Source organism: Exiguobacterium sp. UBA3968 (genome assembly GCF_002385115.1).
GTDB lineage: Bacteria > Bacillota > Bacilli > Exiguobacteriales > Exiguobacteriaceae > Exiguobacterium_A.
The window spans coordinates 175,338-198,190 of record NZ_DGCW01000004.1 but is presented as its reverse complement, the minus strand read 5'-3'; the positions used below and the strand labels follow the sequence as shown (position 1 = coordinate 198,190).

The following is a 22,853-nucleotide window of genomic DNA, read 5'->3' as shown; positions in this document are numbered from 1 at the left end:
AAGCGCTTTCTTTAATTTTTAGATGAGTTGTCGATTTTGTACGACGAAAGGTTGAAAAAGGACCTTGAATCACAAAAAAGAAGCGCTCAAATACCGAGCGCTTCTTTCAATAGTTTGACATACGTCCGACTGACCGGCACATCGATTTGGTGAATCTTTAAGTTGTAAGCCCCGTTAAACCAAGGTTCGATCGCGTCAATCGCTGATAAGTTCACGAGATACGAGCGATGAACCCGTAAAAACCGATGATCTTGAAGCTTTCGTTCAAGTTCGAGTAAGGTCTCGTTTGAAGGATACGCTTCATGTTCCGTTACGATTTTCGTTTTCCCGTTTTCAGCGACGATGTAATCAATATCTTGCGGAGATAAGAGTTTGAGTCGATCTCCCGTTTCGACAGCTAAACGTTCAAGTCGAGGTGCTTTTTTGGGAAGCGGTCGTGCGACTTTTTCGATGGCGCGCACGATCCGTGCCGGATCATACGGTTTCAAGATGTAGTCATAGGCATTTAGTTCAAAGGCTTCAAGTGCATGAGCATCATATGCCGTTACAAACAAAAGAGCCGGAGGACGTGGCATCGACTTCAATCGTTTGGCGACTTCAAGACCGCTTCCGTCCGTCAGCTCGATATCAAGAAAGACTAAGTCGGGTTGAAGGGAGCGGACGAGTCGTTCCGCTTCTTCGACACTACCGGTTTCTCCGACGACTTCAAGACCGGCTGCGGTCACGTGATAACGGAGCTCGTCACGTGCGAGCGGTTCATCTTCAATCAACAAGGTGCGCATGCTGGTTCTCCTTTCTGACTTCAATGGGAAGGCGAATTGTAATCGTCGTTCCGTTTTGACCGTCACTCGTGATCGTAAACTGTCCTTTTTCACCGTACAGGCTTCGAATCCGTTCTGCCGTATTGAATAACGCGGTACCGGTACCAGAAGATGGAACGACTTCTCGACCGAGACGAGCAAGGCGAGAGGCTTCAATCCCGCGTCCGTTATCGACGACTTCGAGGTAAAGTTGATCTGCCTCACACCATGCCGTCACCCCGACATATCCCGTCTGCTCATTCAAAAAAGCATGAAGGAACGCATTCTCGATCAACGGTTGTAAGATAAACGGTGGAACGAGTAAAGACGTCGTCTCTTCCGCTAAATCGATATCGAGGAACGGTCGATTTGGAAAACGAGCAGCTTCAAGAGACGTATACGCCTCGATATGCTCGAGTTCCTTTTGGAGCGGAATTTTCGTCGAGCGTGCTCCTTGGAGGTTACTACGGAAAAACGTTGATAATTCGAGCAACAATGTCCGTGCCTGTTCGACATCCGTTCGGCACAGTGCATAAATCGTATTGATGGCATTGAACAGGAAGTGTGGATGAATTTGTGCTTCGAGTGCCCGGATCTCGGCATCCTTCAGTAAATCAGCTTGGCGCTGTGCGTTCCCGAGTGCCAGTTGTGTAGAAAACAGTTTTGCTAATCCTTCAATGAGTTCGACTTCCACGGCGTCGAGCAGTTCGGCATGCGGATAGTAGACTTTTAACGTTCCAATCGTCGTTTCCCCGACGATGAGCGGAGCGATGATGCCCGCTTGAAGTGGGCAATCCGTTACGGGACAGCCGATATCGAGTCGTTCCGTCACAAGACGAACTTGTCCATCCTGTAAAACATGTTCGGTTGGTTTTGTCGTCCAGTGACTACCTGCTTGATGGTGATCACTTCCGATACCGAGGTGAGCAAGGATAACGGATTGATCCGTCAAGGAGACGGCTTCGGCTCGTGTTTGCTGCAACAGAATTTCCGCGACAGCTTCTGCCGTATGGATATGTAGACCACGCGTCAGGTGCGGAAGCGTCAAATCGGCGATATGCAACGACCGTTCTGCTTCTCGTGCACGGACGGTTTCTTCTTCTCGCGCAGCAAGACGGATGATCGATAAAAATAACCAGACGCCAAGGACGTTGATGAGTGTCATCGGCAAGAAGATAAACTGGACGAGTTCAACAGCCGCGTCAAAGGGGCGGGCGAACAGTAAAATCAATGACATTTCAAATAGCATCAAAAAAGCGGTCAGACAAACAGGTAACAATGCTTGGCTGCCGAGTCGGTCACGCCAGTAAGGGCGAAGTAATCCACTGACACCACCGGCAATGACGGTCGAAAGCGTACAAGCAAATGCTGTGAACCCGCCGAGGGAATACCGATGAATCCCGACGATCAGTCCAGTCATCAATCCACCAAGCGGACCAGCGAGTAACCCACTGATGACAACGATCATCGTTCGTGTATTCGCGATTGCCGATGTTCCGTCGACCTCTTCGAGCCAAGCATGGGGCAAGAATTCTGCTAAGTCGACTTTGACCCCTGTATAGTTACTTAAGATCCCATACGTCGCAAAAAACAGGACGAGGACACGGAATTGCCAACCTGCTTCCGGTTGACGCAACAAGCGTCGCGTTGGTCCCCACTGGGCGAGGATGAACGCTAAGATGATCATGATACCAAGTCGCTCGAGTAAAAAAGGAATCAGTTCCAACATATGTATTCCTCCATTCGAGTTAAGTGTAAACGCTCGCAAAACGAAGGGCAATGCCGATAAACAAAAAAGCCGTACTCCCTCTAGTGGAGAGGAAGTACGGTGAGCTTGCTTATTGTGCGTCTTTATCGAACGTGATGCGTGCGATTGCATCATGTTGGTGAATCGTTTCTTCGTTGCGACATTCGACGTAGAACGAAGCAATTGGATCCATTTCGTATAGGTCAGCAGCAATCAAGCGCACCATGTCTTCTACGAAACGTGGATTTTCGTATGCCATCTCTGTCACGCGTTTTTCATCCGGACGTTTGAGTACCGGGTGAAGTGGGGCAGAAGCATTTGATTCAGCCGCATCAAGCAATGATTGTTTCCAGTCAAAGTCTTCTGCTTCATCACGTAACGAAGCTTCCATCGTGACGTAGCCACGTTGGTTGTGGGCACTGTACTCGCTGATTTCTTTCGAACATGGGCAAAGTGTCGTGACGTTGATCGTCAAGCCGACAGATAATGTCGCTTCATTCGTTTCCGTGTTGACGCTGACCGTTTGCCATACTTCGGCATTCATCAACCCACTAAGTCCCGTTGCAGGTGCTTTACGTGTAAAGAACCATGGGTAACGGATCGTCAATTGACCTTCTGTTTGTTCCATACGGTCCGCTAAATCACGCGCGAATTGAATAAGTGATTCATTCGTGACTGTCCAACCTTCGTTGTGGTATTGATCAAGTTGTTCCGTTAAGCGACTCATGTTGATCCCTTTACGGTCTTGTACGAGTGACGTCGACAACTCGAACGTTGCGACTGTCGCTTGTGTTTTGTCCCCGTCTTGGATGACGACAGGATGTTTAACGTTTGAGATTCCAACAGCGTCAAGTGCGAACAGGAAGTTCTTCGGTGTATTTTGCAAGTCGACCATTTTATCTTTTTCAGTCGGTTTTGTTCCTTTGATTGGTGGTACCGAACCGAATAGCTTATGGCGCTCTTCTTTCGTTGGTAACGTAATCGGGTAGGTAGACATATTTATGGGCCCCTTTGTCCTTTTGTAGTGTTTCAATAGTAATAACATGACAGGAATGCTAGAGACGAGCAAGTCTGATGATTCCGCAAATGTGTTTCATCGTTTCATTACTAGAAGTGTTGTCTTGAATTTTATCACGAACGTTCGATAAACGAAACTCGCACGACTTAAAATCGACACATTCCATAGCCGGAGGAATAACATGCTTGCAATCGGGTATATTATCCTATAGTATATGTTCAGGTGAACGTGTAATTATTGTTTTTGTCATAGTCATACAATGTATTTTTGATTTTACAGATAGTCAGAGAAAGGGATGACAGAGATGGATTGGCAGTTATTACTTCAATATGCCTGGGTCGTACTCGTCTTGATCGCGCTTGAAGGATTACTTTCGGCAGATAATGCACTCGTACTCGCGGTCATGGTTAAGCACTTACCAGGAGAACAACAAAAGAAAGCACTTTTTTATGGATTAGCTGGAGCATTCGTTTTACGGTTCGCGGCACTGTTCGCGATTTCATTCCTCGTCGATATTTGGCAAATCCAAGCACTTGGAGCAGCGTACTTGCTCATCATGGGATTACGGCATATTTATAAGACCGCTAAGGCAAGGAAACTCGGTGAGAATCATGGCGCCGAAAATGAACTCGATGCAGAGCCGAAGTCGGAAGAGCCAGTTTCAAAAGGTGAATTCTGGCGGACAGTCGCGAAGATTGAATTCGCTGACTTAGCATTTGCTGTCGATTCGATTCTTGCTGCAGTTGCTTTAGCAGTCGCACTTCCGAACTGGGGATCGGGCGAAATCGGTGGTTTGAACACCGGTCACTTCATCGTCATCTTAACGGGTGGTTTAATGGGTGTTGTCCTCATGCGTTTCGCGGCCCGTGTCTTCGTGAAATTACTTGCAGAACGTCCAGGTCTTGAAACAGCAGCCTTTGCAATCGTTGCCTGGGTCGGTGTGAAGCTAGCTGTTCTTGCGCTCGAACATCCGAAATACCATGCATCAATCGAAGGAACAGTCTTCGAAGCCTTAAAACTTCCGGAAGGATTTGCTCACAGTACACCGTGGCAGGCATTCTTCTGGACGGTCATGGTCGGTCTTGCCCTTTGGGGTTGGTTCTCTTCACCAAAAACGAAAGCAAATCCAGATGCTGAAAAGAAAGTTGATCAAAACTTATAAGAAATGGAACGATCCGTCGATGACGGGTCGTTTTTTGGTGTTAGGTTTTCTTAAACAATGGGAATAAAACACAAGGTTAAGTACTTCAGTCGAGCTTTCATCTTTTTCTTTCCGATCGACCGGCATATAATGAATAGACTGAACAAAAAAGGGGATTCGTTAGTATGGATATTGGATTAATTACACAGTATGCGACCGTCGGGCTCGTACTGATTATTTTGCAAGGGTTATTATCTGCCGACAATGCGATGGTCATGGCTGTCCTAGTCCGACCGTTACCAGACGATCAGCGCAAAAAAGCACTTTTCTATGGTCTCGTCGGGGCACTCGTCTTACGTTTCGTCGCAATCTTCTTTGCCTCGTACCTAGCGACGATTTGGGAGCTTCAGGCACTCGGAGCGATATACCTCTTTTACGTGGCGTTTAAAGGAATCGTTGAGGCACGATCGAATAAACACCAAGTACCGGACTCGATTGCTTCACAAAAAGCCTCACCGAATTTTTGGTGGACGGTTGTTAAAGTCGAATTCTCTGATTTAGCGTTCGCTGTCGACTCGACACTTGCCGCTGTCGCCATGGCAACGACACTACCGATGATCGGAGGAACGATTGGTGGTCTGAATACAGGTCAATTCTGGGTCGTCTTCTTCAGTGGGATCATTGGTCTCGTCATTATGCGTTACTTTGCGAGTTGGTTCGTTGTCTTGCTCCAAAAGCGACCAGGTATCGAAGAAGCAGCGTTTTGGCTTGTCGCTTGGGTTGGCGTAAAGCTCGTCGTCATGACACTTGCGCATCCGTCAATCGACGTCTTGCCGCATGAGTTTCCAGAGAGTACACTATGGCAAACGATCTTCTGGGTCGTACTTGCCCTGATTTTAATCATTGGTTGGTTCCGTAGCGGAAGTAGTTCAACCAAATCAGCAAAATAATACAATGGCGGGCAGGGTACTCTCTGTCCGTCTTTCGTTAGGAGAGATTTTATGCAAAACGGTAATTTCATTCGGATGCTGACGCGGATGCAAAACGTTCCACGGTGGGATGAATATGCACCACGTTTTCCGGATAACGCAGCCAGTCATAGCTTTCGTGTTGCCTTATTCAGTTTGATGGCAAGCTATTTAGAAGAAGCAGACGGACAAACACCAGTCGACCGCCTGACATTGCTCGGAAAAGCCCTATTCCATGACATGAACGAGGTCATCACCGGACCAATCAAACACCGGACGAAAAAAGAGCCGACGTTACATGCACACATTCAGGCAATGGAACAACAGGCGAGTGAACAGCTCGTCGCCTTACTCTCGAAGTCGCTTCAACCAGCCTTTACGACGTATCTTGTTCATGCAGAGGATGATTCACCGGAAGGACGAATCGTTGAAGCCATCGATACGTTTGATGCGATGTTATATGCACGCCGGGAAGCACGGATGACAGAGTCCGTCTTTTTCGAACAAAAAGCAGCGGAATTACAGGCTGTTCTGGAACGACACCCACTCGCTTCAATCCGTCGCTTGACACAGTCGGTCATGGAAGAGGACGAGATGTCTCATTTTATCGAAAACGTCTTGATGATGGATACGATTCGGCGCTGGAAAGGACGTTTTAATACGATTGATGATAACGACGCGACACATGCGTTTCGTGCAGCTTCGCTTGGTATCTTCAATGGATTGATTGAATCAGAAAAATACGGCGTCACGATCGACATTGAAGAAGTCGTCTCCCGTCTCTTGTGCCATGATCTCGTTGAAGGAACGACAGGAGATGTTCTTGGACCTGTCAAACATGCGACGCCGGTCACGGCAGCAGCCTTCGAAGCTTATGAACGGGCAGAAGGAGAGACGTTGATCAACAATTTACCAGAAGACATCCGAGCACCGTTCCGTCGGTTCGTCGTTGAAGCAAAAGACGAGACATACGAAGGGCAAATGGTCGATGTGATCGATAAACTCGATGCGTTGATCAAAATGAACATGGAACGAAAGTTAAATGGTGTCGAGTATGAGACCGGTTATCGGGCCCAACTCAAAAAGGTACAGATGACATATGAAAACCCATCGGTCGTCTTTTTCCTCGCTTATGTCTTGCATGATTTGGATTACGTGACGTCATGACAAAGACGACGATGACACCAGGCCGCTTGACGTTGATCTTGATCCTCGGTTCACTCGCTGCACTCGGACCGCTCTCGATCGACATGTATCTACCTGCTTTTCCGGATATGTCACGCTCGTTTGATGCGAGTGCGTCACTGATCCAATTGAGTTTGACGGCTTGTATGCTCGGAATGGCGCTCGGACAATTGATCGTTGGTCCGCTCAGTGATGTTCGTGGACGTAAGCGTCCGTTAATGATTGCTTTACTTGCGTATCTGCTCGCTTCTCTTGCGTGTGCGATGGCACCAACGATTGAAGTGTTGATTGCGCTGCGCTTCATCCAAGGGGCAGCCGGAGCGTCAGGAATTGTCATTTCCCGGGCAATCGTTCGCGATCTATTCGAAGGACCGGAATTAACGCGGTTCTTTGCTGCCTTGTCCCTCGTCAACGGAACGGCGCCGATTCTCGCACCCGTCATCGGGGGACAGTTGCTTCGGTTCGGTGACTGGCATTTTGTCTTTTACTTGCTGGCGATTTTAAGTACGTTGATGTTGCTCGCTGTTGCACTGCGTTTGCCGGAAACACTTCCACTCGAAAGACGCGTTGAAGGGAATTTGACGACGACGTTGAAGACATTCGGACGTTTGTTGACGGACCGTGTCTTCATCGGCTATGCGTTCGCGCAAGCATTCGTCATGGGCGCGATGTTTGCCTACATCTCCGGTTCACCGTTCGTCTTACAAAATATTTATGGCGCTTCGCCGCAACAGTTCAGTTTTTTGTTCGGCTTAAACGGAATCGGAATCATTTTAGCGGCTCAAATCGCTGGACGTCTTGCTGGTCGAGTTGATTCAGAACGTCTGATGCGAATCAGCTTGACGGTTGTTGCGAGTGCAAGTATCTTTTTGTTCCTCGCTTTAACGTTAACGGACCAATTGATTTTCGTCATGATTCCACTTTTCTTCGTCGTCTCAAGCGTTGGTTTGATCTCAACGCTCGGTTTTACCTTAGCGATGCAAAACTACGGAGCAACGGCTGGAAGTGCCTCGGCACTTCTTGGTTTACTCCCGATGCTCGTCGGTTCGCTCGTGTCACCACTCGTCGGCATCATGGGGGAGCAATCGGCCGTTCCGATGGGGCTGATTATCATGACGCTTGATTGTTTGGCACTCGTCCTTTATTACGGACTAATCGTCCGACGTCCCGACCGCTCATAAATACTTGTTAGTCAAAAACGTTTGTCCTATTTATGGGACGAACGTTTTTTTATTTAATGAAAGGAAAAGAAATGGAATTCATTTTGAAACATTTTCTAGATGGTTTGCGTAGAAGAGGGAGAAAGCCAGTACTTCAGAAAGGAGTGGAGCGATGAAACAGGAGTTGCCGCGTGAACGAGAACCGTCGATTGAGGCAAGATTAGCACGTCATTTTGCCGCGCAAAAAAAATACTTACGTCGTCAAGAAGAGGCGATTGATCAGCGAGACAAAGAGTTGGCTCGTTTATTGTATGAAGAAAACCGGACTGCGTATCAGCGGGCTTATCACGAACTGTATGGTTCACATCCTTACATCGAGGTGAACGAAAATGGACGTTAGTACACTTTATTTATATGCGTTAGCGGCCGCTGCTTGTGGTGTGTTTGTGTCCATCCTATTCTCAGACGTCATTCCGGGTGTCGATCAAATTTTCCATCCTACGTTGATCTTATCTTTCGTCATCATCACGTCAGCGATCGGCTTCGGACTCGAACAACTGAGTCCGCTTGGTTCAATTTTGATTTTGATCATCAGCAGTGTCATCGCGTTGTTGGTGACGACGCTGATGCATATTTTTTTGTTCGTTCCGATGGCACAAGCCGAACAGTCGCTTGGATTTTCGGAACAGATGCTAGAAGGGCGCAGCGCAACCGTCATCGTGCCGATTCCGACTGAAGGGTATGGTGAAATTTTACTTGATGACGTCTCAGGACGTGTATCGAAGTCAGCCGTCCTGTTTGAAGGCCCTGCCTTACCACAAGGAACAAAAGTACTTGTTATCGAGATTAAACAAGGCGTCGCGTCTGTCGTGACGTACCCCCAACAATGGAAAAAGGAGATGTTTACATGAATCCAGTATTAATCGTATCGATCGTTGCAGTCGCATTGATCGTTGCATTGATTGTCCTATTCATCACGAAGTACCGAACGGTTGGTCCGGAAGAAGCATTAATCGTATCCGGTAGTTATCTTGGAGGACGCAACGTTAATACCGATGAGTCCGGCAACCGGGTGAAGATTATTCGCGGCGGCGGAACATTCGTGTTACCTGTCTTCCAACAAGCAACACCACTGAGTTTGTTATCGAGTAAACTCGAAGTCACGACACCAGAAGTGTACACGGAGCAGGGTGTACCGGTCATGGCTGATGGAACAGCGATCATCAAGATTGGCAGTTCGATTTCTGAGATTGCAACAGCAGCAGAGCAATTCCTCGGAAAATCAAAAGAAGAGCGTGAAGGGGAAGCGCGTGAAGTTCTTGAAGGGCATTTGCGTTCGATCCTCGGTTCGATGACAGTCGAAGAAATTTATAAGAACCGCGATAAGTTCTCGCAAGAAGTCCAGCGGGTCGCATCACAAGATCTGGCGAAGATGGGGCTCGTCATCGTTTCGTTTACGATCAAAGACGTCCGAGATAAAAATGGATACTTAGAATCACTCGGGAAACCACGGATTGCACAGGTGCGCCGGGATGCGGACATCGCAACGGCAGACGCTGAAAAAGAGACACGCATCAAACGGGCGGAAGCTTCAAAAGATGCGAAAAAAGCAGAACTCGAACGTGCAACGGAAATCGCTGAAGCGGAAAAAGAAAATCAGTTGAAGATGGCAGACTACCGCCGCGAACAAGATATCGCGAAGGCGAAAGCCGACCAAGCGTATGATCTTGAGAACGCACGTGCACAACAAGAAGTCACCGAGCAACAGATGCAAATCAAAATCATCGAGCGTCAAAAACAAATCGAGCTCGAAGAACGTGAAATCCTCCGTCGTGAGAAACAATACGATGCGGAAGTCAAAAAACGTGCCGATGCCGATCGTTACTCGATTGAGCAAGCTGCCCAAGCGGACCGTGCGAAGCAATATGCGGAAGCAGATGCAACGAAATACCGGATTGAAGCATCGGCAAAAGCGGATGCAGAACGAATTCGTCTGGATGGTCTTGCAAAAGCGGACGCTGAGCGAGCACAAGGGGAAACAGAAGCAGACATCATTCGTTTGAAAGGTCTTGCCGAAGCGGAAGCGAAAGAAAAAATCGCGCAGGCGTTCGAACAATTCGGACAAGCAGCAATCCTTGACATGGTCATTCGGATGATGCCAGAGTACGCGAAAGAGATTGCAGCACCACTCGGTAACATCGATAAGATCACGGTCGTCGATACAGGTAGTGGTGAAGGTGGCGGTGCGAACCGTGTCACAGGGTACGCAACGGATTTGATGGCGTCACTGCAAGAGACGTTAAAAGCGTCGTCAGGATTAGATGTCAAAGAGTTGATCGAGAACTTCTCTGGTAAAGGAACAGCAAAGCCGTTAACGGTCAACTTGAATTCTCATGATGCGGTGGCAGCGTCGAAAACAGAAGACTGATATCATTACTATGTACTAGTAGAAGTAGTTTCTGAAAGGATATCTCATCATGGATGGTTTAGCGTTACTGCAAGAGCGTTGGATGTTGTTGCTCCCGTTCGTTGTCGTCTTCTTGATCAACGTCGGGTTATTGACAGCCCTTCTAAAGAAGCGACGTGATTTACCGAAGATGCTGGTCTTCGGAATGGGTGGGATGGCGATCGTGTTCATCGTCTCCTCGCTCGGCTTAAGCGTAGCACTGCTATTCTTCGGCTATAATTCCTAAAAAAACGGGACAGACTCGATTAAGAGTCTGTCCCGTTTTAAATGAAGTAAGAATGAATGCTGTTAACGTGGAAGGTCGTAACCAATGACGACGAGTCCCGGTCCAGTATGTGAACCGATGGCTGCGCCGGCGATCGTCAAGATGACTTCGCTTGGTGAGAATTGTGCTTCAATCAATTGTTTTAACTGTTCTGCCCGTTCGATCGAATCCCCGTGACCAATCATGATTCGGTGTCCGTCAATCGCAGGACGTGCTTCTTCCATCCACTCGACGATCCGGTTCATGACCTTTTTCTGACCTCGGATTTTTTCTTTCGGAATCAGCTTCCCATCTTCGACGGTCAACAGTGGCAAGATCGATAGGAGACCACCAATGAAGGCGCTAGCTCGCGAAACGCGTCCACCGCGCATCAAATATTCGAGTGATTCGACTGTAAACAGATGACGAATCGTATTCACCTTGGCTTCAGCGTAAACCACTGTTTCTTCAAACGAATGCGTTTGTGCATACTCTGCAACGTCGAGAACGAATAGTCCTTGTCCCGTTGAAGCGGTTTTCGTATCGAGCACGAGATAGGGGACGTTCGGATATTTTTCGGCGAGTTCATCTGCGAGCATCTTCGCGGTTTGGTATGTTCCAGATAACTCACTTGAAAAAGCGAGATAGAGGAAGGGATCACCTTGTTCGAAGTGACGCGTGAACACCTCGACCATCCGGCTGACTTCTACTTGGAATGTCTTTGGTGCTGCGCCATCGCGCATCTTATCATACAGTTGTTTCGGAGATATCGATTCTCCGTCGAAGAACGTGTCTTCGTCGATCAATACGCCGAACGGCATGATCGTAAAATCATAAGCATCTAACATGTCTTTTGGTGCATCAGCACCACTGTCTGTGATCAATCGGATCATCACGTTCTCTCCTTTCTTAACCTAGGGCTTTTTCATTTCGATCAAGCATTCGACTCAAGTTGACACCGAACCGCTCGTTCTCGAGTTCCGTCAAAGTCGCTGGTGTTAAATCAGCGCCGAGCGCAAGTAATGCCTCATAGGCACGACGTAAACATTCCTCAATCGTCAATGAGGTACCGAGTAATTCTTCAAGCGAAGCCATCGTTTCCGGGACAATGGTTGGATAGACGAATTTCGTCGCCTCGCCTTGAAGCGCTGCCGCGTAAAAGTCGCGGACTAAAGCGGCGCGCTGACTCCCGCTTCCGTTAACACAGAGGTAGATTTGGACGGCAACGCCACCGCGGACACGGCGCTGCGAGATACCGGCGAACTTTTTACCGGCGATCGACAGGTCGTAAGAACCGGGACAATACGATCCAACGACTTCACCGGCGACGATCGCGTCCGTTTCTTGAGCGAACATGCCACGGACGAGCGCAAGCATCGCTTCGTAACCACTGTCGATATCGATCCCACCGCGTTCCGGTAAGACTAGCGAAATATTCAAGACACCAGCGTCAAGGACGACGGCAAGACCGCCTGAGTTACGGACGACGGGCGAGAAACCATGTTCGTGCAAAACAGCTACGCCGTCTGCGAGGTGAGGAAGGCGGGCATCCTGGATGCCGAGGACGACAGTTTCGTGGTGAATCCAAGAGCGGAGTGCAGCTCCTTCTGTTGCAACGGAAGCGCATAATGTGTCGTCCATCGCAAACGATTGTGTCGCATGAAAAGCAGTTCCGAGTGACGTTTGATCAAAAATACGATAATGTTCTTGTTTTAAGAGTTCGATTCCCATAGGCTCGTTCCTTTATTGTAGATTTGCGACATCATTATAGCACAGGGTGTATAAAGTTTCTGTGCGAAGCGCCGCAGGAGACAGGAATCCTTGGAGACAAAACCGAACAACAACGACATAGACACGATTTAAAGGAGAGAAACATATGTATCAATCATTAGGTCAATTAAAGGAAACGAAGGTCTTCAAAGATCCTGTTCATCGGTATATCTATGTCAGTGATCAGTTGATTTGGCAATTGATCGGTACACGTGAGTTTCAACGACTACGTCGAATCAAACAACTGGGAACATCCTTTTTGACGTTTCATGGGGCGGAACACACGCGATTCCATCATTCACTCGGCGTCTATGAGATCACGCGCCAACTGATCGACGTCTTCAATGGTCGCGCCGATTGGGATGATCAGTACCGAGAGTTGACGCTGGCTGCGGCACTCTTACACGATGTCGGTCATGGTCCGTTTTCGCACGCTTTCGAGAATGTCTTCGGTGTCAACCATGAAACGTGGACAGAGCGAATCATCCTCGGGGATACGGAAATCAAGAAAGTTCTCGACCAAGTGGGAGAGGGATTCGCGGAAGAAGTGGCGTCGATCATCAATAAAACGCACCCGAATCAACTGCTCGTCACGATGATCAGCTCTCAACTCGACGTTGATCGAATGGATTATTTATTACGCGATGCGCACTTTGCTGGCGTCAGCTACGGAAAATTTGATCTTGAGCGGATGCTTCGGGTATTGCGTCCGGCGCCGAATCAAATGGTCGTCAAGCAGTCCGGGATGCATTCGATTGAAGACTACATCATGCGTCGGTATCAGATGTATTGGCAAGTCTACCTGCATCCGGTGACACGATCGAGTGATTACCTATTAAAAGCCATTCTCGAACGAGCACAGGAGCTGTACCTTTCCGGTTATCCGTTTGCGATTGCACCGATTCATTTAATGCCGCTGTTTGATCAGAAGATGGAGTTGCGTGATTTCCTTGGACTCGATGAGACGATCGTCTACTTCTATTTTCAGCAGTGGGCGAACGAACAGGATCCGATCCTTTCTGATCTATCAGAAAGATTCGTTGACCGAAAGTTGTTCAAGTATGTTGATTACCCTGCTGAAAAACGTGAACTCGTCCATGAAAAATTATGCGAGCTGTTTGACGCGATCGGCTTGAATCCGACGTATTATCTGCTAGAAGATAAACTCAGTCGTCTTCCTTACGATTTATATGGAGATAATGGTGAAATCAGCAAACAACCGATCATGCTACAGATGAAGGGTGGGCAGATGAAAGAGATTTCGCAAGTTTCACCGCTCGTTCAAGCCATCGCGACGTCACGCCAAACGGATGAGAAGCTGTTCTTCCCGCAAGAAATTTTGCACGACTTGCGCGAACATGCGAATGAGAAGATGCAAATCGACCAGTTATTGATTGGTAATGTGACATCATGATATCGTCCGCTGTCCTTACGAAAATCTTGCAACAGCTTGTACAGGAGGGAGGAGAGGTCGAAGTCTTAAAAGGTGCGACATCCTCCCTTGTTTTTCGGGTCGGTGAGGGAATTCTTCGCGTCCATACGAATCAGGACTGGCTACATGAGGAGCCTGATCTTGTCTTGCACGAGGTGTTTGCGTTACGAGCAGCAGGTGACTTAGCACCAGATGTGTTGGACTATCAAACAGATGTTAGGGACGAAATACCGCCTTGGTTATATATGACGCGTTCACCGGGAGAGATCCGGCTTGATCAGGTGGATGAGCAATATGTCGAACGACTGGCACAGATGCTTGTTGCGATCCATGCGCTACCGGTACCAGAATCTCGGTATGTCTATCAGCCGTATGCGACGGAACGTTACGTTCCGACGTGGACGCAGCATCCGGAGAGATGGCGTCAGCTACTGGCGGTCGAACCGATCGAAAGTCAAACAATCCGATTCATTCATCGGGATTTCCATCCGGTCAATGTGTTATACGAAATGAATGGAACGTGCCATACGATTGATTGGATTAATGCATGTGTAGGTCCCATTGAAGTCGACCTTGCGCATTGTCGTTTGAATCTTGCCTTGCTCGAATCCGTCGAGATGGCGGATCATTTTTTAAAAAGTTACCTCAAACAGACGAACCGTTCTTACGATCACGCGTGGGATATTCGGGCTGTTTTTGATTTTGGACCTGAAACAATCGACGTCTATCCGGGGTGGAAAGCATATGGAAGGCAAAACCTCAGTCAGGACAATGTTCGGGAACGCTTGGAAAAGTTTGTCTTGAAAGTCTATGAAAATAACGAAAGCGGTTACTAAATGAACTTTTTCTCTTGTAGTTCTTCGAAATATTGATTATTCTATTACTTGGAAAGAGATTAAACGTCAGACATCGTACGAATGTACAACTGATAAACAACTAATAGATAGAGGGGTACTTCATGAAATATCTTATCGCACTACTCGGACTGGCTATCGTTTTCGGCTTGGCACTCCTTGTCAGCAGTAACCGTAAAGGCATCAAATTGAAACCGCTTGCGGTCATGCTAGTTCTTCAGCTCGTACTTGGGTTCATTTTACTCAATACATCGTTCGGATATATCGTCATTCGTGGCGTCGCGAAAGTCTTTGAAAAACTGCTGAGTTATGCGGCAATCGGGATTGATTTCGTCTTCGGTGGTTTAGCGAACGAAGGCGCACAACCGTTCTTCATTAACGTCTTGCTCCCGATCGTCTTCATCTCTGCCTTGATCGGAATTTTGCAATTCACAAAGATTTTACCGATCTTGATGCGCGGGATTGGTTTCGTCTTGTCGAAAATCAACGGGATGGGGCGTCTCGAGTCTTACAACGCGGTTGCTTCAGCTGCGATCGGACAATCAGAAGTATTCATCACAGTTAAAAAACAAATCGGTCAATTACCAGCAAACCGCCTCTACACATTGTGTGCGTCAGCGATGTCGACGGTTTCGATGTCAATCGTCGGTGCGTACATGACGATGGTCGAACCGAAATATGTCGTTACAGCAATCGTCTTGAACTTGTTCGGTGGTTTCATGATCGTCTCAATCATCAACCCATACACGGTTGATCCGGAAGAAGATATTCTTGAAATCGTCGAAGAGAAGCAAACGTTCTTCGAAATGCTCGGCGAATACATCATGGATGGATTCAAAGTCGCAATCATCGTTGGTGCGATGTTGATCGGTTATAATGCCTTGATCGGAATGGTCAACGATATCTTCTTGATGGTTCTAAACATCTCGTTCCAAGAAATCCTCGGATACATCTTTGCACCGTTCGCTTTCATCATGGGTGTTCCATGGGCGGAAGCTGTCAGTGCCGGTAGTGTCATGGCAACGAAATTGATCACGAACGAATTCGTTGCGATGTTAAGCCTTCCTGAGTACACGAAAGAGTTCTCGGAACGCACACTCGGAATCGTTTCTGTCTTCTTGATCTCGTTCGCGAACTTCTCGTCGATCGGAATCATCGCTGGTGCGGTTAAAGGATTGAATGATCGCCAAGGAAGCGTTGCAGCTAGTTTTGGTTTGAAATTACTGTATGGTGCAACTCTCGTCAGCGTCTTGACGTCAATCGTCGTCAGCGTCTTGCTGTAATCGTTACACATGTAAAAGAGCAATGGATCAGCAGATCCATTGCTCTTTTTGTCTATTATTTCGTTTCACCGTGCGAAGCAATTCCGACGCGGACGCGATGGTGGGTTCCGTCACGGTAGACTTCGTAAGCGAACTGCGCGACGTTTTCCCGGGGAATCGGTCCTGTCGATGCAGTGAAGCGTGTCGTCTCAATCAACAAGTCGTCAGCAGCAAGTGCTTTATCTTCCGTCAATTGTGTTGGGCAGATGACGGTGAAGTCGACGTCTGCATCCTTTAAAGTCAAATAAGCTTTCAGGTGATCCTCTGCTGCGATTGTCGAGCGGCGACGGGATTCACTCGATTGGAAACGATACTTTCCAGGCTCTTCTGACGCATCGAGAATGCCTGCTGTACCAATGAAGACGATCCGTTCGATACCTGCTTCCTTCATCTTGGTGACGAGATGTGGAATTGCTGTCGAGAGAACCTGCTGTTGATCAGTTCCGAGACAACTGAAGACAGCGGCACTTCCCGCGAGTGCTTGTTCGAGATCGTCCGGATTTGTCGCGTCTCCCGTCAGAATATGAAGGCAATCGTGAACTGGTAAGTCCGATGACGCGGAACGAACAAGTGCTTGGACATCGTAGCCATCTTTTAATAAACGATCGATTAGAGGGCGACCCGTTCGACCGGTCGCACCAAGTACAGTAACAGTAGTCATAAGAATTCCTCCTTGGAGATCAAGTAGATGGGAAAAAGAGACGTGCGGTAGCGACCGGACGTCTCTTGTTGATTATTTATCTGCAAACATGACGCCAGCTTGACCATAATCTGTTTTTTCCATCTCTTCGATGAAGACCGTGATGTTTTCTTTTGGAGCATTTATCGTTTCTGATACCGCTTCCGTGACTTTTTCAATCATGGCGCGTTTTTGTTCAACTGTTCGACCCGATAACATTTTAACCGTAACATATGGCATGACTTCATTTCCCCCTCTAGCATGATGACGATACGCCATCAGTATAGCGCATTCGATAGGGGATTCGTCAATTCGAACATCGTTTTCGAAAAAGAAGGGTATAAGGTAGGAGCTATTCTTGTCGGAAGCGAAGAAGGTCATACACATACGGCAGAAAAGGAGAGACATAATGGACGCGATCATACGAAAAAAAATTCATACGCTACTGATTTTTGATCGGACGTTACCAGAAGATACAGCTTATCCATTGTCTGGCCCTAAAGGACTCGAGGTTGCAGATATCGTCTTTGAACAGAACATCCCGTTCGGTCGACTCGTAACGGATAAAGAACTCGCTCAACTGCTGAATCAAAAAGAAGCAAAGCGATACGGGATGCTGACATTGCTTGAGGACGATGTACGTTTCAAACCGTTATTTCAAAATCGAAAACCGACAGCCGACATGGAAGAAGAGGTTGAGGCAAAGGTGCGAGAACTGGCGCATCAGTTACGTGCGATTCGGTCGCGGTGTTCTTCGCTGGAACGTCTCTTTTTATTCGGTCGTGCAGCGCAAACCCTGTTTGATCGTGCTTTGCTTCATCTCGAAGAGGTCAATCCCCCAGCCCACGAGGAGATTGCATCCATGACGTGTTATCGTCTCCCGACGATTCGCCGAGCGACAGAGGATCAATTACAGCTACTCCGTTACGAGTGACTGGTTGCAGACACCTCGGAATGCGGTATGATAGAAGCAACAGGAATAAAAGGGGACAAAACACGATGGAAAAAAAGATTAACTTCAATATCATTTCAGATAACTCTACAGACGGTCACGGAGGATTCGGTGTCGGAACACTCAGTTTAAATAGTATGTCACCAGTCATCATTTCTCCGGAAGACGGCGAAGCTTACATTGATATGGGTGCGATGCACGCAAAAGCAGCAATCGAGAAACGCGTCAAGTTCACGACGGATAAAGCCGATACGCCAAACGGTAAACTGTACTGGATCGTCTGGGTGACGGTTGGTCGTAAACCTGAAGGCTTCTATTACGGTGGTGTGGCTGCGTGCGATCTGCTAGTCGATGCAGAAGCACGTCGCGGATTCAAGATTCTCGCTGATCACGTCAATAAGATGGATAAATCTCTCAAAGGACGGATCGTCGTCGATCACATGGATGAGCGTTCAAAGGAATTGTTACGTGATTTCTTGCAGACTCATAAACCTGAGATGTGGGAAAATGCTGACGCTGCTTTACATGAAGCGTTGGTCTAAATAAAAGAACGTGTGCCGCGGCACACGTTCTTTTTTCATGGTCGTTTCAGCGTCAAGACGACGAGTTCTGGATGATTGAACAGACGAAACGGAAACAGGCTGTTCCCAAGACCACGACTGACGATCAGTTCAGTCTGCTGTTCCTGATAGCGGCCTGCCGTCACGGTTGGAAAGAATCCTTGACCAGGCGCATACAGACCTTCCGTAAACGGTAAGCGGATCTGTCCGCCGTGGGCGTGACCGGATAAGACGAGATCAACGGAACGCTCTGCATACAAGGATTTATATTCCGGACGATGCGCAAGCAGGAGCTGGAACGCATCAGGCGATACGTCTTGCAGTGCTTGATCGAGACTTTGACGAATCCCATCCGGTTCTGATAGTCCTTCGCGCCAACGTGTCGTCGTCGGATCATCGATACCGAGTAACGAAATCGATTGTCCTTTATACTCGATGATACGCGTTTCATTCCGAAGAACGGTGACACCGAGCTGCTCAAGCTTCGGTAAAATCGTTAAATTTCGTCGGACTTCATGATTCCCGGTGACGAAGTAGACAGGGTATCGATCGACGAGCGCTTTCATGAGTGTAAGGGCAGCTTCTTCTCCGTTTCGCCTCGAGTCAATCAAATCGCCAGTCATGACGACGAGATCTGGTGATTTACGACTAATTTTTTTCAATAGTCGTTTTTGATCCGATCCGAACGTTTTGCCATGTAGGTCGGCGATTTGAACGACGCGATAGCCATCAAATGATTTTGGCAAGCGACCCGACGTGACTGTGATCTCTGAGACGTCGATGACGTTATTTTCACGATATAAAAACCAACTACCTAGCGCTAGAATCCCAAGGGATACGAGCCAACGTGTACGTTTTCGCATGAGTCACCTCATTTCTTTCTGTTCAGCATAATTCAGAATAACAAAAAAGACCTCCTTCCGTATGCGACGGAAGGAGGAGTTCAAAACAATTTAAGCATCTTGCTTTAAATCCGTGACTTCTTTTTGGGCATCAGGTTCATCTGATAACTCCTTAAATAGAGCGATAATCATCATACCGACGACGAAGATGAACGGAAAGGCGGCAAGAACTGAAGCAGCCTGCAAGGCGCTCAATCCTCCGGCATAAAGTAAGACAGCGGCAATCGAAGACTGGAGAACACCCCAAGCGAGCTTAATGCGTAAGCTTGGCATGAGACTACCACCAGACGAAAGCATCCCGAGAACATATGTCGCGGAGTCAGCCGAAGTAATGAAGAACGTCGTGATCAAGAAGACAGCGACGATACTGAGGAATGTGCCTAATCCACCGAATGTCTCAAACAGAGCGAACATGCCGGTTTCGACTCCTTTATCGTTAATCGTCGTGATCAAATTGACGTTTTGGAACAGTTCATTCCAAATTGCTGATCCGCCAAAAACAGAGAACCAAAGCAATCCGAAAATCGTTGGGACGAGCATGATTCCGATGACGAACTCACGAATCGTTCGTCCCTTCGAGACACGAGCAATAAACGTACCGACGAATGGTGACCATGAAATCCACCACGCCCAGTAGAAGATCGTCCAATCGTTGATCCAGCCGCGTTCATCTGGATTAAAAGCAGATGCGCGGAAGCTCATGACTGGTAAATTTTGCAGATAAGCTCCTGTCGTTTGGACGAAGAGGTCCATGATGAAACTAAACGGTCCGAGGAAAAGGACGGCGACCATCAATAGAACAGCAAGAACAATGTTGGCGTTACTGAGACGAACGATTCCTTTATCAAGACCAGATGCGGCACTCATCATATAAAGGACCGAGACGATCACGATAATGATCATTTGTGTAGCAAATGAGTTCGGAATACTACTTGTCAAGAAGTTCAGTCCACCTGAGATTTGTTGCGCACCGAGACCAAGTGACGTCGCGACACCGAACGCCGTTGCGACGATGGCGAGTACTTCGACGGTACCTTTACCGGCTGAAGCGAACTGAGGCTTCATTAATGAAGCGACCGTGTCGCCAATCGTAGCAGGACGTCCTTTTCGGAATGTCGAGTACGCGATGGCAAGTCCGACGATCGCATACAAGGCCCACGGATGTAATCCCCAGTGGAAGAACGAATAGCGCATCGCGAGTCGTGCCGCTTCCGTCGGATCATCCGTTGCGACCGGCGGTGTATGGAAATGCGTCAAAGGCTCTGAGACACCCCAGAAGACAAGACCAATTCCCATACCAGCGCTGAAGAGCATGGCAAACCAAGAAATGAGACCATATTCAGGTCGGTCCGAATCCTTACCGAGTCGGATGGAACCGAAGCGGGAAAAGATTAAAAAGATAGCAATGATTAAAAAAGCACTCATGCCGAGAAGATAAAGCCAGCCAAATCCGCCAGAGACAAAGGATTGTGCTTTAGCTGTGACATTTCCGAGACTAGCTGCACCGATTAGGGATTCCGGTAAGATTCCCCATATGGTAAAGAGCACACAGAAAATGACGGATACCATAAAGACTTTTGTAATCTTACTTTTTCGATTATTTTCCATCGTGTTCCACACCTTCTTTCGAATTTTACATGGTTGTTCTGTATTAAATGATGACAACGACATTATCATTACCCCGTGCATCCGATAACAAAACCTAATCACGCAGGGTACTACCGTAACAAACACTTTGGTGAAAAAGCAAATCGTTTGGGAAATGAAACCATAGAAACTAGGGAATTACCAGAGAGGGAAGGTGTAAAATAGCGGATAATCAAATGTTTAAAATGATTTTTAAATAGTGAAAGGAAAGACGTTAATATTCTTATTTCCCGTTTTACTTAAAAACTAACGTAATGACTAATCTGAGCAAATCAGAGGCGGTCGGAAATCAGATTTGATATAACAAAAGCAGTCATCATTTTGAAGGAGGCATTTCCCATGGAAAAACAACAACAAAAACAAGCGATTCTCGAAGCATTTCAATCTCGTCATGCGACAAAAGCATTTAATGGTCAAATGATCCCAGAAGACGATTTCCGGTTCATTTTAGAAACGGCGCGTCTGTCACCGAGCTCGTTCGGATATGAGCCATGGAACATGCTCGTTATTCAAAATCCAGAAATCCGAGAAGCCTTAAAAGAAATTTCTTGGGGCGCACAAGGACAATTACCGACAGCGAGTCACTTCGTCTTGTTTCTTGCCCGTACCGGAGAACAAATGCAGGCAGATGGTCCGCATGTCACGCAGATGATGGATTTCCTTGGTCTATCCGAAGAAGCGAAAGCCGGACGGACGAAGCGTTACGGTCTGTTTTTAGAAGAGGATTTTGCGATCGGTGATAACCCGAAAGCGATGGAAGACTGGGCAGCTAAACAAGCCTATATCGCACTTGGGAACATGATGTCGACGGCAGCACAAATCGATGTCGATTCATGCCCAATCGAAGGATTCGACCAGCAAGCTGTCGAGCAATTACTCGTCGATCGTGGACTGCTCGATCGTTCTGTTTTCACGGTGCCGGTCATGGTCGCATTCGGTTACCGGGCAGAAGAACCAAAACGTGAGAAGCAACGTCGTCCGCTTGAGGAAATCGTGACGTTCGTCGAGTAAAGACGGAAGACAAAAATTTTCGAATTATATAGAAGTTTCTTTCGAAATTCGGTATACTCGCATTTGTATGATTAAGAAGCGCCGTAAACGCCACTCGCATACGAACAACTTTTGTCTTGATGAAAGAAAGGGGTTCTATCGCAAATGGAACAAAAATTAAAGTTATGGTTCACGGAACACCAAACGGAAGATTACGGTATCACATTCCGTGTCAACCACGTTTATGAGAGCGAACAAACGGAGTTTCAACGCCTAGAGATGGTTGAAACGGACGAGTTCGGTACGATGTTGTTACTTGACGGAATGGTCATGACGACAGATAAGGACGAGTTCGTTTACCACGAGATGGTCGCGCACGTCCCATTGTTCACACACCCGAATCCAAAATCGGTTCTGGTCGTTGGTGGAGGAGACGGCGGAGTCATCCGTGAAGTCTTGAAACACCCGTCCGTCGAAAAAGCTGTTTTGGTTGAAATCGACGGAAAAGTCATCGAGTATTCGAAAAAATACCTCCCGAACATTGCAGGTGGATTGGACGATGCACGCGTCGAAGTCATCGTTGGGGATGGATTCATGCATATCGCAGAAGCAGAAAACGAGTATGATGTCATCATGGTCGACTCGACAGAACCAGTTGGTCCAGCGGTCAACTTGTTTACGAAAGGCTTCTACTCTGGTATTTCAAAAGCATTAAAAGAAGACGGCATTTTCGTCGCACAATCGGATAACCCATGGTTCACACCAGATTTGATCCGTGATGTTCAACGCGACGTCAAAGAAATCTTCCCGATCACGAAGCTCTACATCGCTAACGTTCCGACATACCCAAGTGGTCTTTGGACATTCACGATCGGATCAAAGAAACACGATCCGCTTGCTGTCGTACCAGAGCGTTTCCACGAGATCGATACGAAGTATTACACGCCTGAGCTTCACACGGCAGCATTCGCGCTTCCGAAGTTCGTTAAAGATTTGACGAACGGCTGAGCTCAGT

Annotated in this window: 24 protein-coding genes; 15 read left to right on the top strand and 9 right to left on the bottom strand. The window is 47.6% G+C overall.

The annotated features are described in order from the left end of the window. Positions 1-86 precede the first annotated feature (86 nt). The 3 genes from B3S86_RS01180 to folE2 form a co-directional block, all read right to left on the bottom strand. Entirely contained in the window at positions 87-782 is a 696-nt protein-coding gene (locus B3S86_RS01180) for a LytR/AlgR family response regulator transcription factor (RefSeq protein WP_035411399.1), read from the bottom strand. Then, entirely contained in the window at positions 763-2,529 is a 1,767-nt protein-coding gene (locus tag B3S86_RS01175; protein WP_290748314.1) for a LytS/YhcK type 5TM receptor domain-containing protein, read from the bottom strand. Before B3S86_RS01175 ends, B3S86_RS01180 begins: the two co-directional genes overlap by 20 nt. 109 nt (positions 2,530-2,638) lie before the next feature. After that, a complete protein-coding gene (gene folE2 / locus B3S86_RS01170; RefSeq protein WP_035411393.1) occupies positions 2,639-3,544 on the bottom strand; it encodes a GTP cyclohydrolase FolE2 in 906 nt (301 codons plus the stop codon). Positions 3,545-3,869: 325 nt separating this feature from the next. Between folE2 and B3S86_RS01165 the strand changes: the two genes are divergently transcribed. The 8 genes from B3S86_RS01165 (at position 3,870) to B3S86_RS01130 (ending at position 10,712) form a co-directional block, all read left to right on the top strand. Continuing rightward, entirely contained in the window at positions 3,870-4,727 is an 858-nt protein-coding gene (locus B3S86_RS01165; protein ID WP_035411391.1) for a TerC family protein, read from the top strand. Between the two features lie 164 nt (positions 4,728-4,891). Next, the gene (locus B3S86_RS01160) at positions 4,892-5,656 is read left to right on the top strand and encodes a TerC family protein (RefSeq protein ID WP_035411388.1); all 765 of its coding nucleotides are present in this window, start codon (positions 4,892-4,894) and stop codon (positions 5,654-5,656) included. Positions 5,657-5,707: 51 nt separating this feature from the next. Next, positions 5,708-6,841, top strand: a complete 1,134-nt coding sequence (locus tag B3S86_RS01155; protein WP_290748306.1) for a YfbR-like 5'-deoxynucleotidase — start codon at positions 5,708-5,710, stop codon at positions 6,839-6,841. After that, positions 6,838-8,040, top strand: coding sequence for a multidrug effflux MFS transporter (locus tag B3S86_RS01150; RefSeq protein WP_035411382.1), 1,203 nt, complete (start codon positions 6,838-6,840; stop codon positions 8,038-8,040). The genes B3S86_RS01155 and B3S86_RS01150 overlap by 4 nt, the downstream gene beginning before the upstream one ends. A 151-nt stretch (positions 8,041-8,191) precedes the next feature. Continuing rightward, positions 8,192-8,419, top strand: a complete 228-nt coding sequence (locus tag B3S86_RS01145; RefSeq protein ID WP_035411379.1) for a hypothetical protein — start codon at positions 8,192-8,194, stop codon at positions 8,417-8,419. Continuing rightward, on the top strand, positions 8,409-8,930 hold the full coding sequence (locus B3S86_RS01140) for a hypothetical protein (protein WP_035411376.1): 522 nt from the start codon (positions 8,409-8,411) through the stop codon (positions 8,928-8,930). The genes B3S86_RS01145 and B3S86_RS01140 overlap by 11 nt, the downstream gene beginning before the upstream one ends. Continuing rightward, a complete protein-coding gene (locus B3S86_RS01135) occupies positions 8,927-10,447 on the top strand; it encodes a flotillin family protein (RefSeq protein WP_029343201.1) in 1,521 nt (506 codons plus the stop codon). The genes B3S86_RS01140 and B3S86_RS01135 overlap by 4 nt, the downstream gene beginning before the upstream one ends. Positions 10,448-10,496: 49 nt before the next feature. Further along, a complete protein-coding gene (locus tag B3S86_RS01130; protein ID WP_035411372.1) occupies positions 10,497-10,712 on the top strand; it encodes a hypothetical protein in 216 nt (71 codons plus the stop codon). Positions 10,713-10,774: 62 nt separating this feature from the next. On the opposite strand, the gene B3S86_RS01125 is transcribed toward B3S86_RS01130, so the two are convergent. After that, on the bottom strand, positions 10,775-11,623 hold the full coding sequence (locus tag B3S86_RS01125) for a DegV family protein (RefSeq protein WP_035411370.1): 849 nt from the start codon (positions 11,621-11,623) through the stop codon (positions 10,775-10,777). A gap of 16 nt (positions 11,624-11,639) precedes the next feature. Then, positions 11,640-12,461, bottom strand: coding sequence for a lipoate--protein ligase family protein (locus B3S86_RS01120; protein WP_290748296.1), 822 nt, complete (start codon positions 12,459-12,461; stop codon positions 11,640-11,642). Between the two features lie 145 nt (positions 12,462-12,606). Here B3S86_RS01120 and B3S86_RS01115 point away from each other — a divergent pair, with 145 nt between their 5' ends. The 3 genes from B3S86_RS01115 to B3S86_RS01105 all read left to right on the top strand — a co-directional run bounded on the left by B3S86_RS01115 (position 12,607) and on the right by B3S86_RS01105 (position 16,069). After that, entirely contained in the window at positions 12,607-13,914 is a 1,308-nt protein-coding gene (locus B3S86_RS01115) for an HD domain-containing protein (protein WP_035411364.1), read from the top strand. Next, complete coding sequence (locus tag B3S86_RS01110; RefSeq protein ID WP_290748292.1) at positions 13,911-14,768, top strand: phosphotransferase family protein; 858 nt, start codon at positions 13,911-13,913, stop codon at positions 14,766-14,768. Before B3S86_RS01115 ends, B3S86_RS01110 begins: the two co-directional genes overlap by 4 nt. A 122-nt stretch (positions 14,769-14,890) precedes the next feature. After that, complete coding sequence (locus B3S86_RS01105) at positions 14,891-16,069, top strand: NupC/NupG family nucleoside CNT transporter (protein WP_290748289.1); 1,179 nt, start codon at positions 14,891-14,893, stop codon at positions 16,067-16,069. 55 nt (positions 16,070-16,124) lie between these two features. On the opposite strand, the gene B3S86_RS01100 is transcribed toward B3S86_RS01105, so the two are convergent. Both B3S86_RS01100 and B3S86_RS01095 read right to left on the bottom strand, forming a co-directional pair. Beyond that, positions 16,125-16,769 carry an NAD(P)-dependent oxidoreductase gene (locus B3S86_RS01100; protein WP_290748286.1) on the bottom strand — a complete coding sequence of 215 codons (645 nt, stop codon included), beginning with the start codon at positions 16,767-16,769 and terminating at the stop codon, positions 16,125-16,127. Between the two features lie 72 nt (positions 16,770-16,841). Further along, positions 16,842-17,027, bottom strand: coding sequence for a 2-hydroxymuconate tautomerase (locus tag B3S86_RS01095; protein ID WP_290748283.1), 186 nt, complete (start codon positions 17,025-17,027; stop codon positions 16,842-16,844). Between the two features lie 169 nt (positions 17,028-17,196). Here B3S86_RS01095 and B3S86_RS01090 point away from each other — a divergent pair, with 169 nt between their 5' ends. Beyond that, positions 17,197-17,721 (top strand): hypothetical protein, encoded by a 525-nt coding sequence (locus B3S86_RS01090; RefSeq protein ID WP_035411354.1) that lies wholly within the window; start codon positions 17,197-17,199, stop codon positions 17,719-17,721. A 65-nt stretch (positions 17,722-17,786) separates the two neighbouring features. Further along, on the top strand, positions 17,787-18,281 hold the full coding sequence (locus tag B3S86_RS01085) for a YwhD family protein (protein ID WP_023466794.1): 495 nt from the start codon (positions 17,787-17,789) through the stop codon (positions 18,279-18,281). Between the two features lie 35 nt (positions 18,282-18,316). Here the strand turns inward: B3S86_RS01085 and B3S86_RS01080 are convergent, their stop codons facing one another. Both B3S86_RS01080 and B3S86_RS01075 read right to left on the bottom strand, forming a co-directional pair. Next, complete coding sequence (locus B3S86_RS01080; RefSeq protein WP_290748279.1) at positions 18,317-19,162, bottom strand: metallophosphoesterase; 846 nt, start codon at positions 19,160-19,162, stop codon at positions 18,317-18,319. Positions 19,163-19,252: 90 nt separating this feature from the next. Continuing rightward, the gene (locus B3S86_RS01075; protein WP_290748276.1) at positions 19,253-20,809 is read right to left on the bottom strand and encodes a BCCT family transporter; all 1,557 of its coding nucleotides are present in this window, start codon (positions 20,807-20,809) and stop codon (positions 19,253-19,255) included. Positions 20,810-21,187: 378 nt separating this feature from the next. Here B3S86_RS01075 and B3S86_RS01070 point away from each other — a divergent pair, with 378 nt between their 5' ends. Both B3S86_RS01070 and speE read left to right on the top strand, forming a co-directional pair. Further along, complete coding sequence (locus tag B3S86_RS01070) at positions 21,188-21,859, top strand: NAD(P)H-dependent oxidoreductase (protein WP_290748274.1); 672 nt, start codon at positions 21,188-21,190, stop codon at positions 21,857-21,859. A gap of 144 nt (positions 21,860-22,003) precedes the next feature. After that, positions 22,004-22,846, top strand: a complete 843-nt coding sequence (speE, locus tag B3S86_RS01065; protein ID WP_035411343.1) for a polyamine aminopropyltransferase — start codon at positions 22,004-22,006, stop codon at positions 22,844-22,846. The last annotated feature ends 7 nt before the right edge of the window (positions 22,847-22,853 follow it).

Bases quoted from the DNA above. Each gene is read 5' to 3' on its own strand.
- B3S86_RS01180 (WP_035411399.1), bottom strand. From the start codon at position 782: ATGCGCACCTTGTTGATTGAAGATGAACCGCTCGCACGTGACGAGCTC.
- B3S86_RS01175 (WP_290748314.1), bottom strand. From the start codon at position 2,529: ATGTTGGAACTGATTCCTTTTTTACTCGAGCGACTTGGTATCATGATC.
- folE2 (WP_035411393.1), bottom strand. From the start codon at position 3,544: ATGTCTACCTACCCGATTACGTTACCAACGAAAGAAGAGCGCCATAAG.
- B3S86_RS01165 (WP_035411391.1), top strand. From the start codon at position 3,870: ATGGATTGGCAGTTATTACTTCAATATGCCTGGGTCGTACTCGTCTTG.
- B3S86_RS01160 (WP_035411388.1), top strand. From the start codon at position 4,892: ATGGATATTGGATTAATTACACAGTATGCGACCGTCGGGCTCGTACTG.
- B3S86_RS01155 (WP_290748306.1), top strand. From the start codon at position 5,708: ATGCAAAACGGTAATTTCATTCGGATGCTGACGCGGATGCAAAACGTT.
- B3S86_RS01150 (WP_035411382.1), top strand. From the start codon at position 6,838: ATGACAAAGACGACGATGACACCAGGCCGCTTGACGTTGATCTTGATC.
- B3S86_RS01145 (WP_035411379.1), top strand. From the start codon at position 8,192: ATGAAACAGGAGTTGCCGCGTGAACGAGAACCGTCGATTGAGGCAAGA.
- B3S86_RS01140 (WP_035411376.1), top strand. From the start codon at position 8,409: ATGGACGTTAGTACACTTTATTTATATGCGTTAGCGGCCGCTGCTTGT.
- B3S86_RS01135 (WP_029343201.1), top strand. From the start codon at position 8,927: ATGAATCCAGTATTAATCGTATCGATCGTTGCAGTCGCATTGATCGTT.
- B3S86_RS01130 (WP_035411372.1), top strand. From the start codon at position 10,497: ATGGATGGTTTAGCGTTACTGCAAGAGCGTTGGATGTTGTTGCTCCCG.
- B3S86_RS01125 (WP_035411370.1), bottom strand. From the start codon at position 11,623: ATGATCCGATTGATCACAGACAGTGGTGCTGATGCACCAAAAGACATG.
- B3S86_RS01120 (WP_290748296.1), bottom strand. From the start codon at position 12,461: ATGGGAATCGAACTCTTAAAACAAGAACATTATCGTATTTTTGATCAA.
- B3S86_RS01115 (WP_035411364.1), top strand. From the start codon at position 12,607: ATGTATCAATCATTAGGTCAATTAAAGGAAACGAAGGTCTTCAAAGAT.
- B3S86_RS01110 (WP_290748292.1), top strand. From the start codon at position 13,911: ATGATATCGTCCGCTGTCCTTACGAAAATCTTGCAACAGCTTGTACAG.
- B3S86_RS01105 (WP_290748289.1), top strand. From the start codon at position 14,891: ATGAAATATCTTATCGCACTACTCGGACTGGCTATCGTTTTCGGCTTG.
- B3S86_RS01100 (WP_290748286.1), bottom strand. From the start codon at position 16,769: ATGACTACTGTTACTGTACTTGGTGCGACCGGTCGAACGGGTCGCCCT.
- B3S86_RS01095 (WP_290748283.1), bottom strand. From the start codon at position 17,027: ATGCCATATGTTACGGTTAAAATGTTATCGGGTCGAACAGTTGAACAA.
- B3S86_RS01090 (WP_035411354.1), top strand. From the start codon at position 17,197: ATGGACGCGATCATACGAAAAAAAATTCATACGCTACTGATTTTTGAT.
- B3S86_RS01085 (WP_023466794.1), top strand. From the start codon at position 17,787: ATGGAAAAAAAGATTAACTTCAATATCATTTCAGATAACTCTACAGAC.
- B3S86_RS01080 (WP_290748279.1), bottom strand. From the start codon at position 19,162: ATGCGAAAACGTACACGTTGGCTCGTATCCCTTGGGATTCTAGCGCTA.
- B3S86_RS01075 (WP_290748276.1), bottom strand. From the start codon at position 20,809: ATGGAAAATAATCGAAAAAGTAAGATTACAAAAGTCTTTATGGTATCC.
- B3S86_RS01070 (WP_290748274.1), top strand. From the start codon at position 21,188: ATGGAAAAACAACAACAAAAACAAGCGATTCTCGAAGCATTTCAATCT.
- speE (WP_035411343.1), top strand. From the start codon at position 22,004: ATGGAACAAAAATTAAAGTTATGGTTCACGGAACACCAAACGGAAGAT.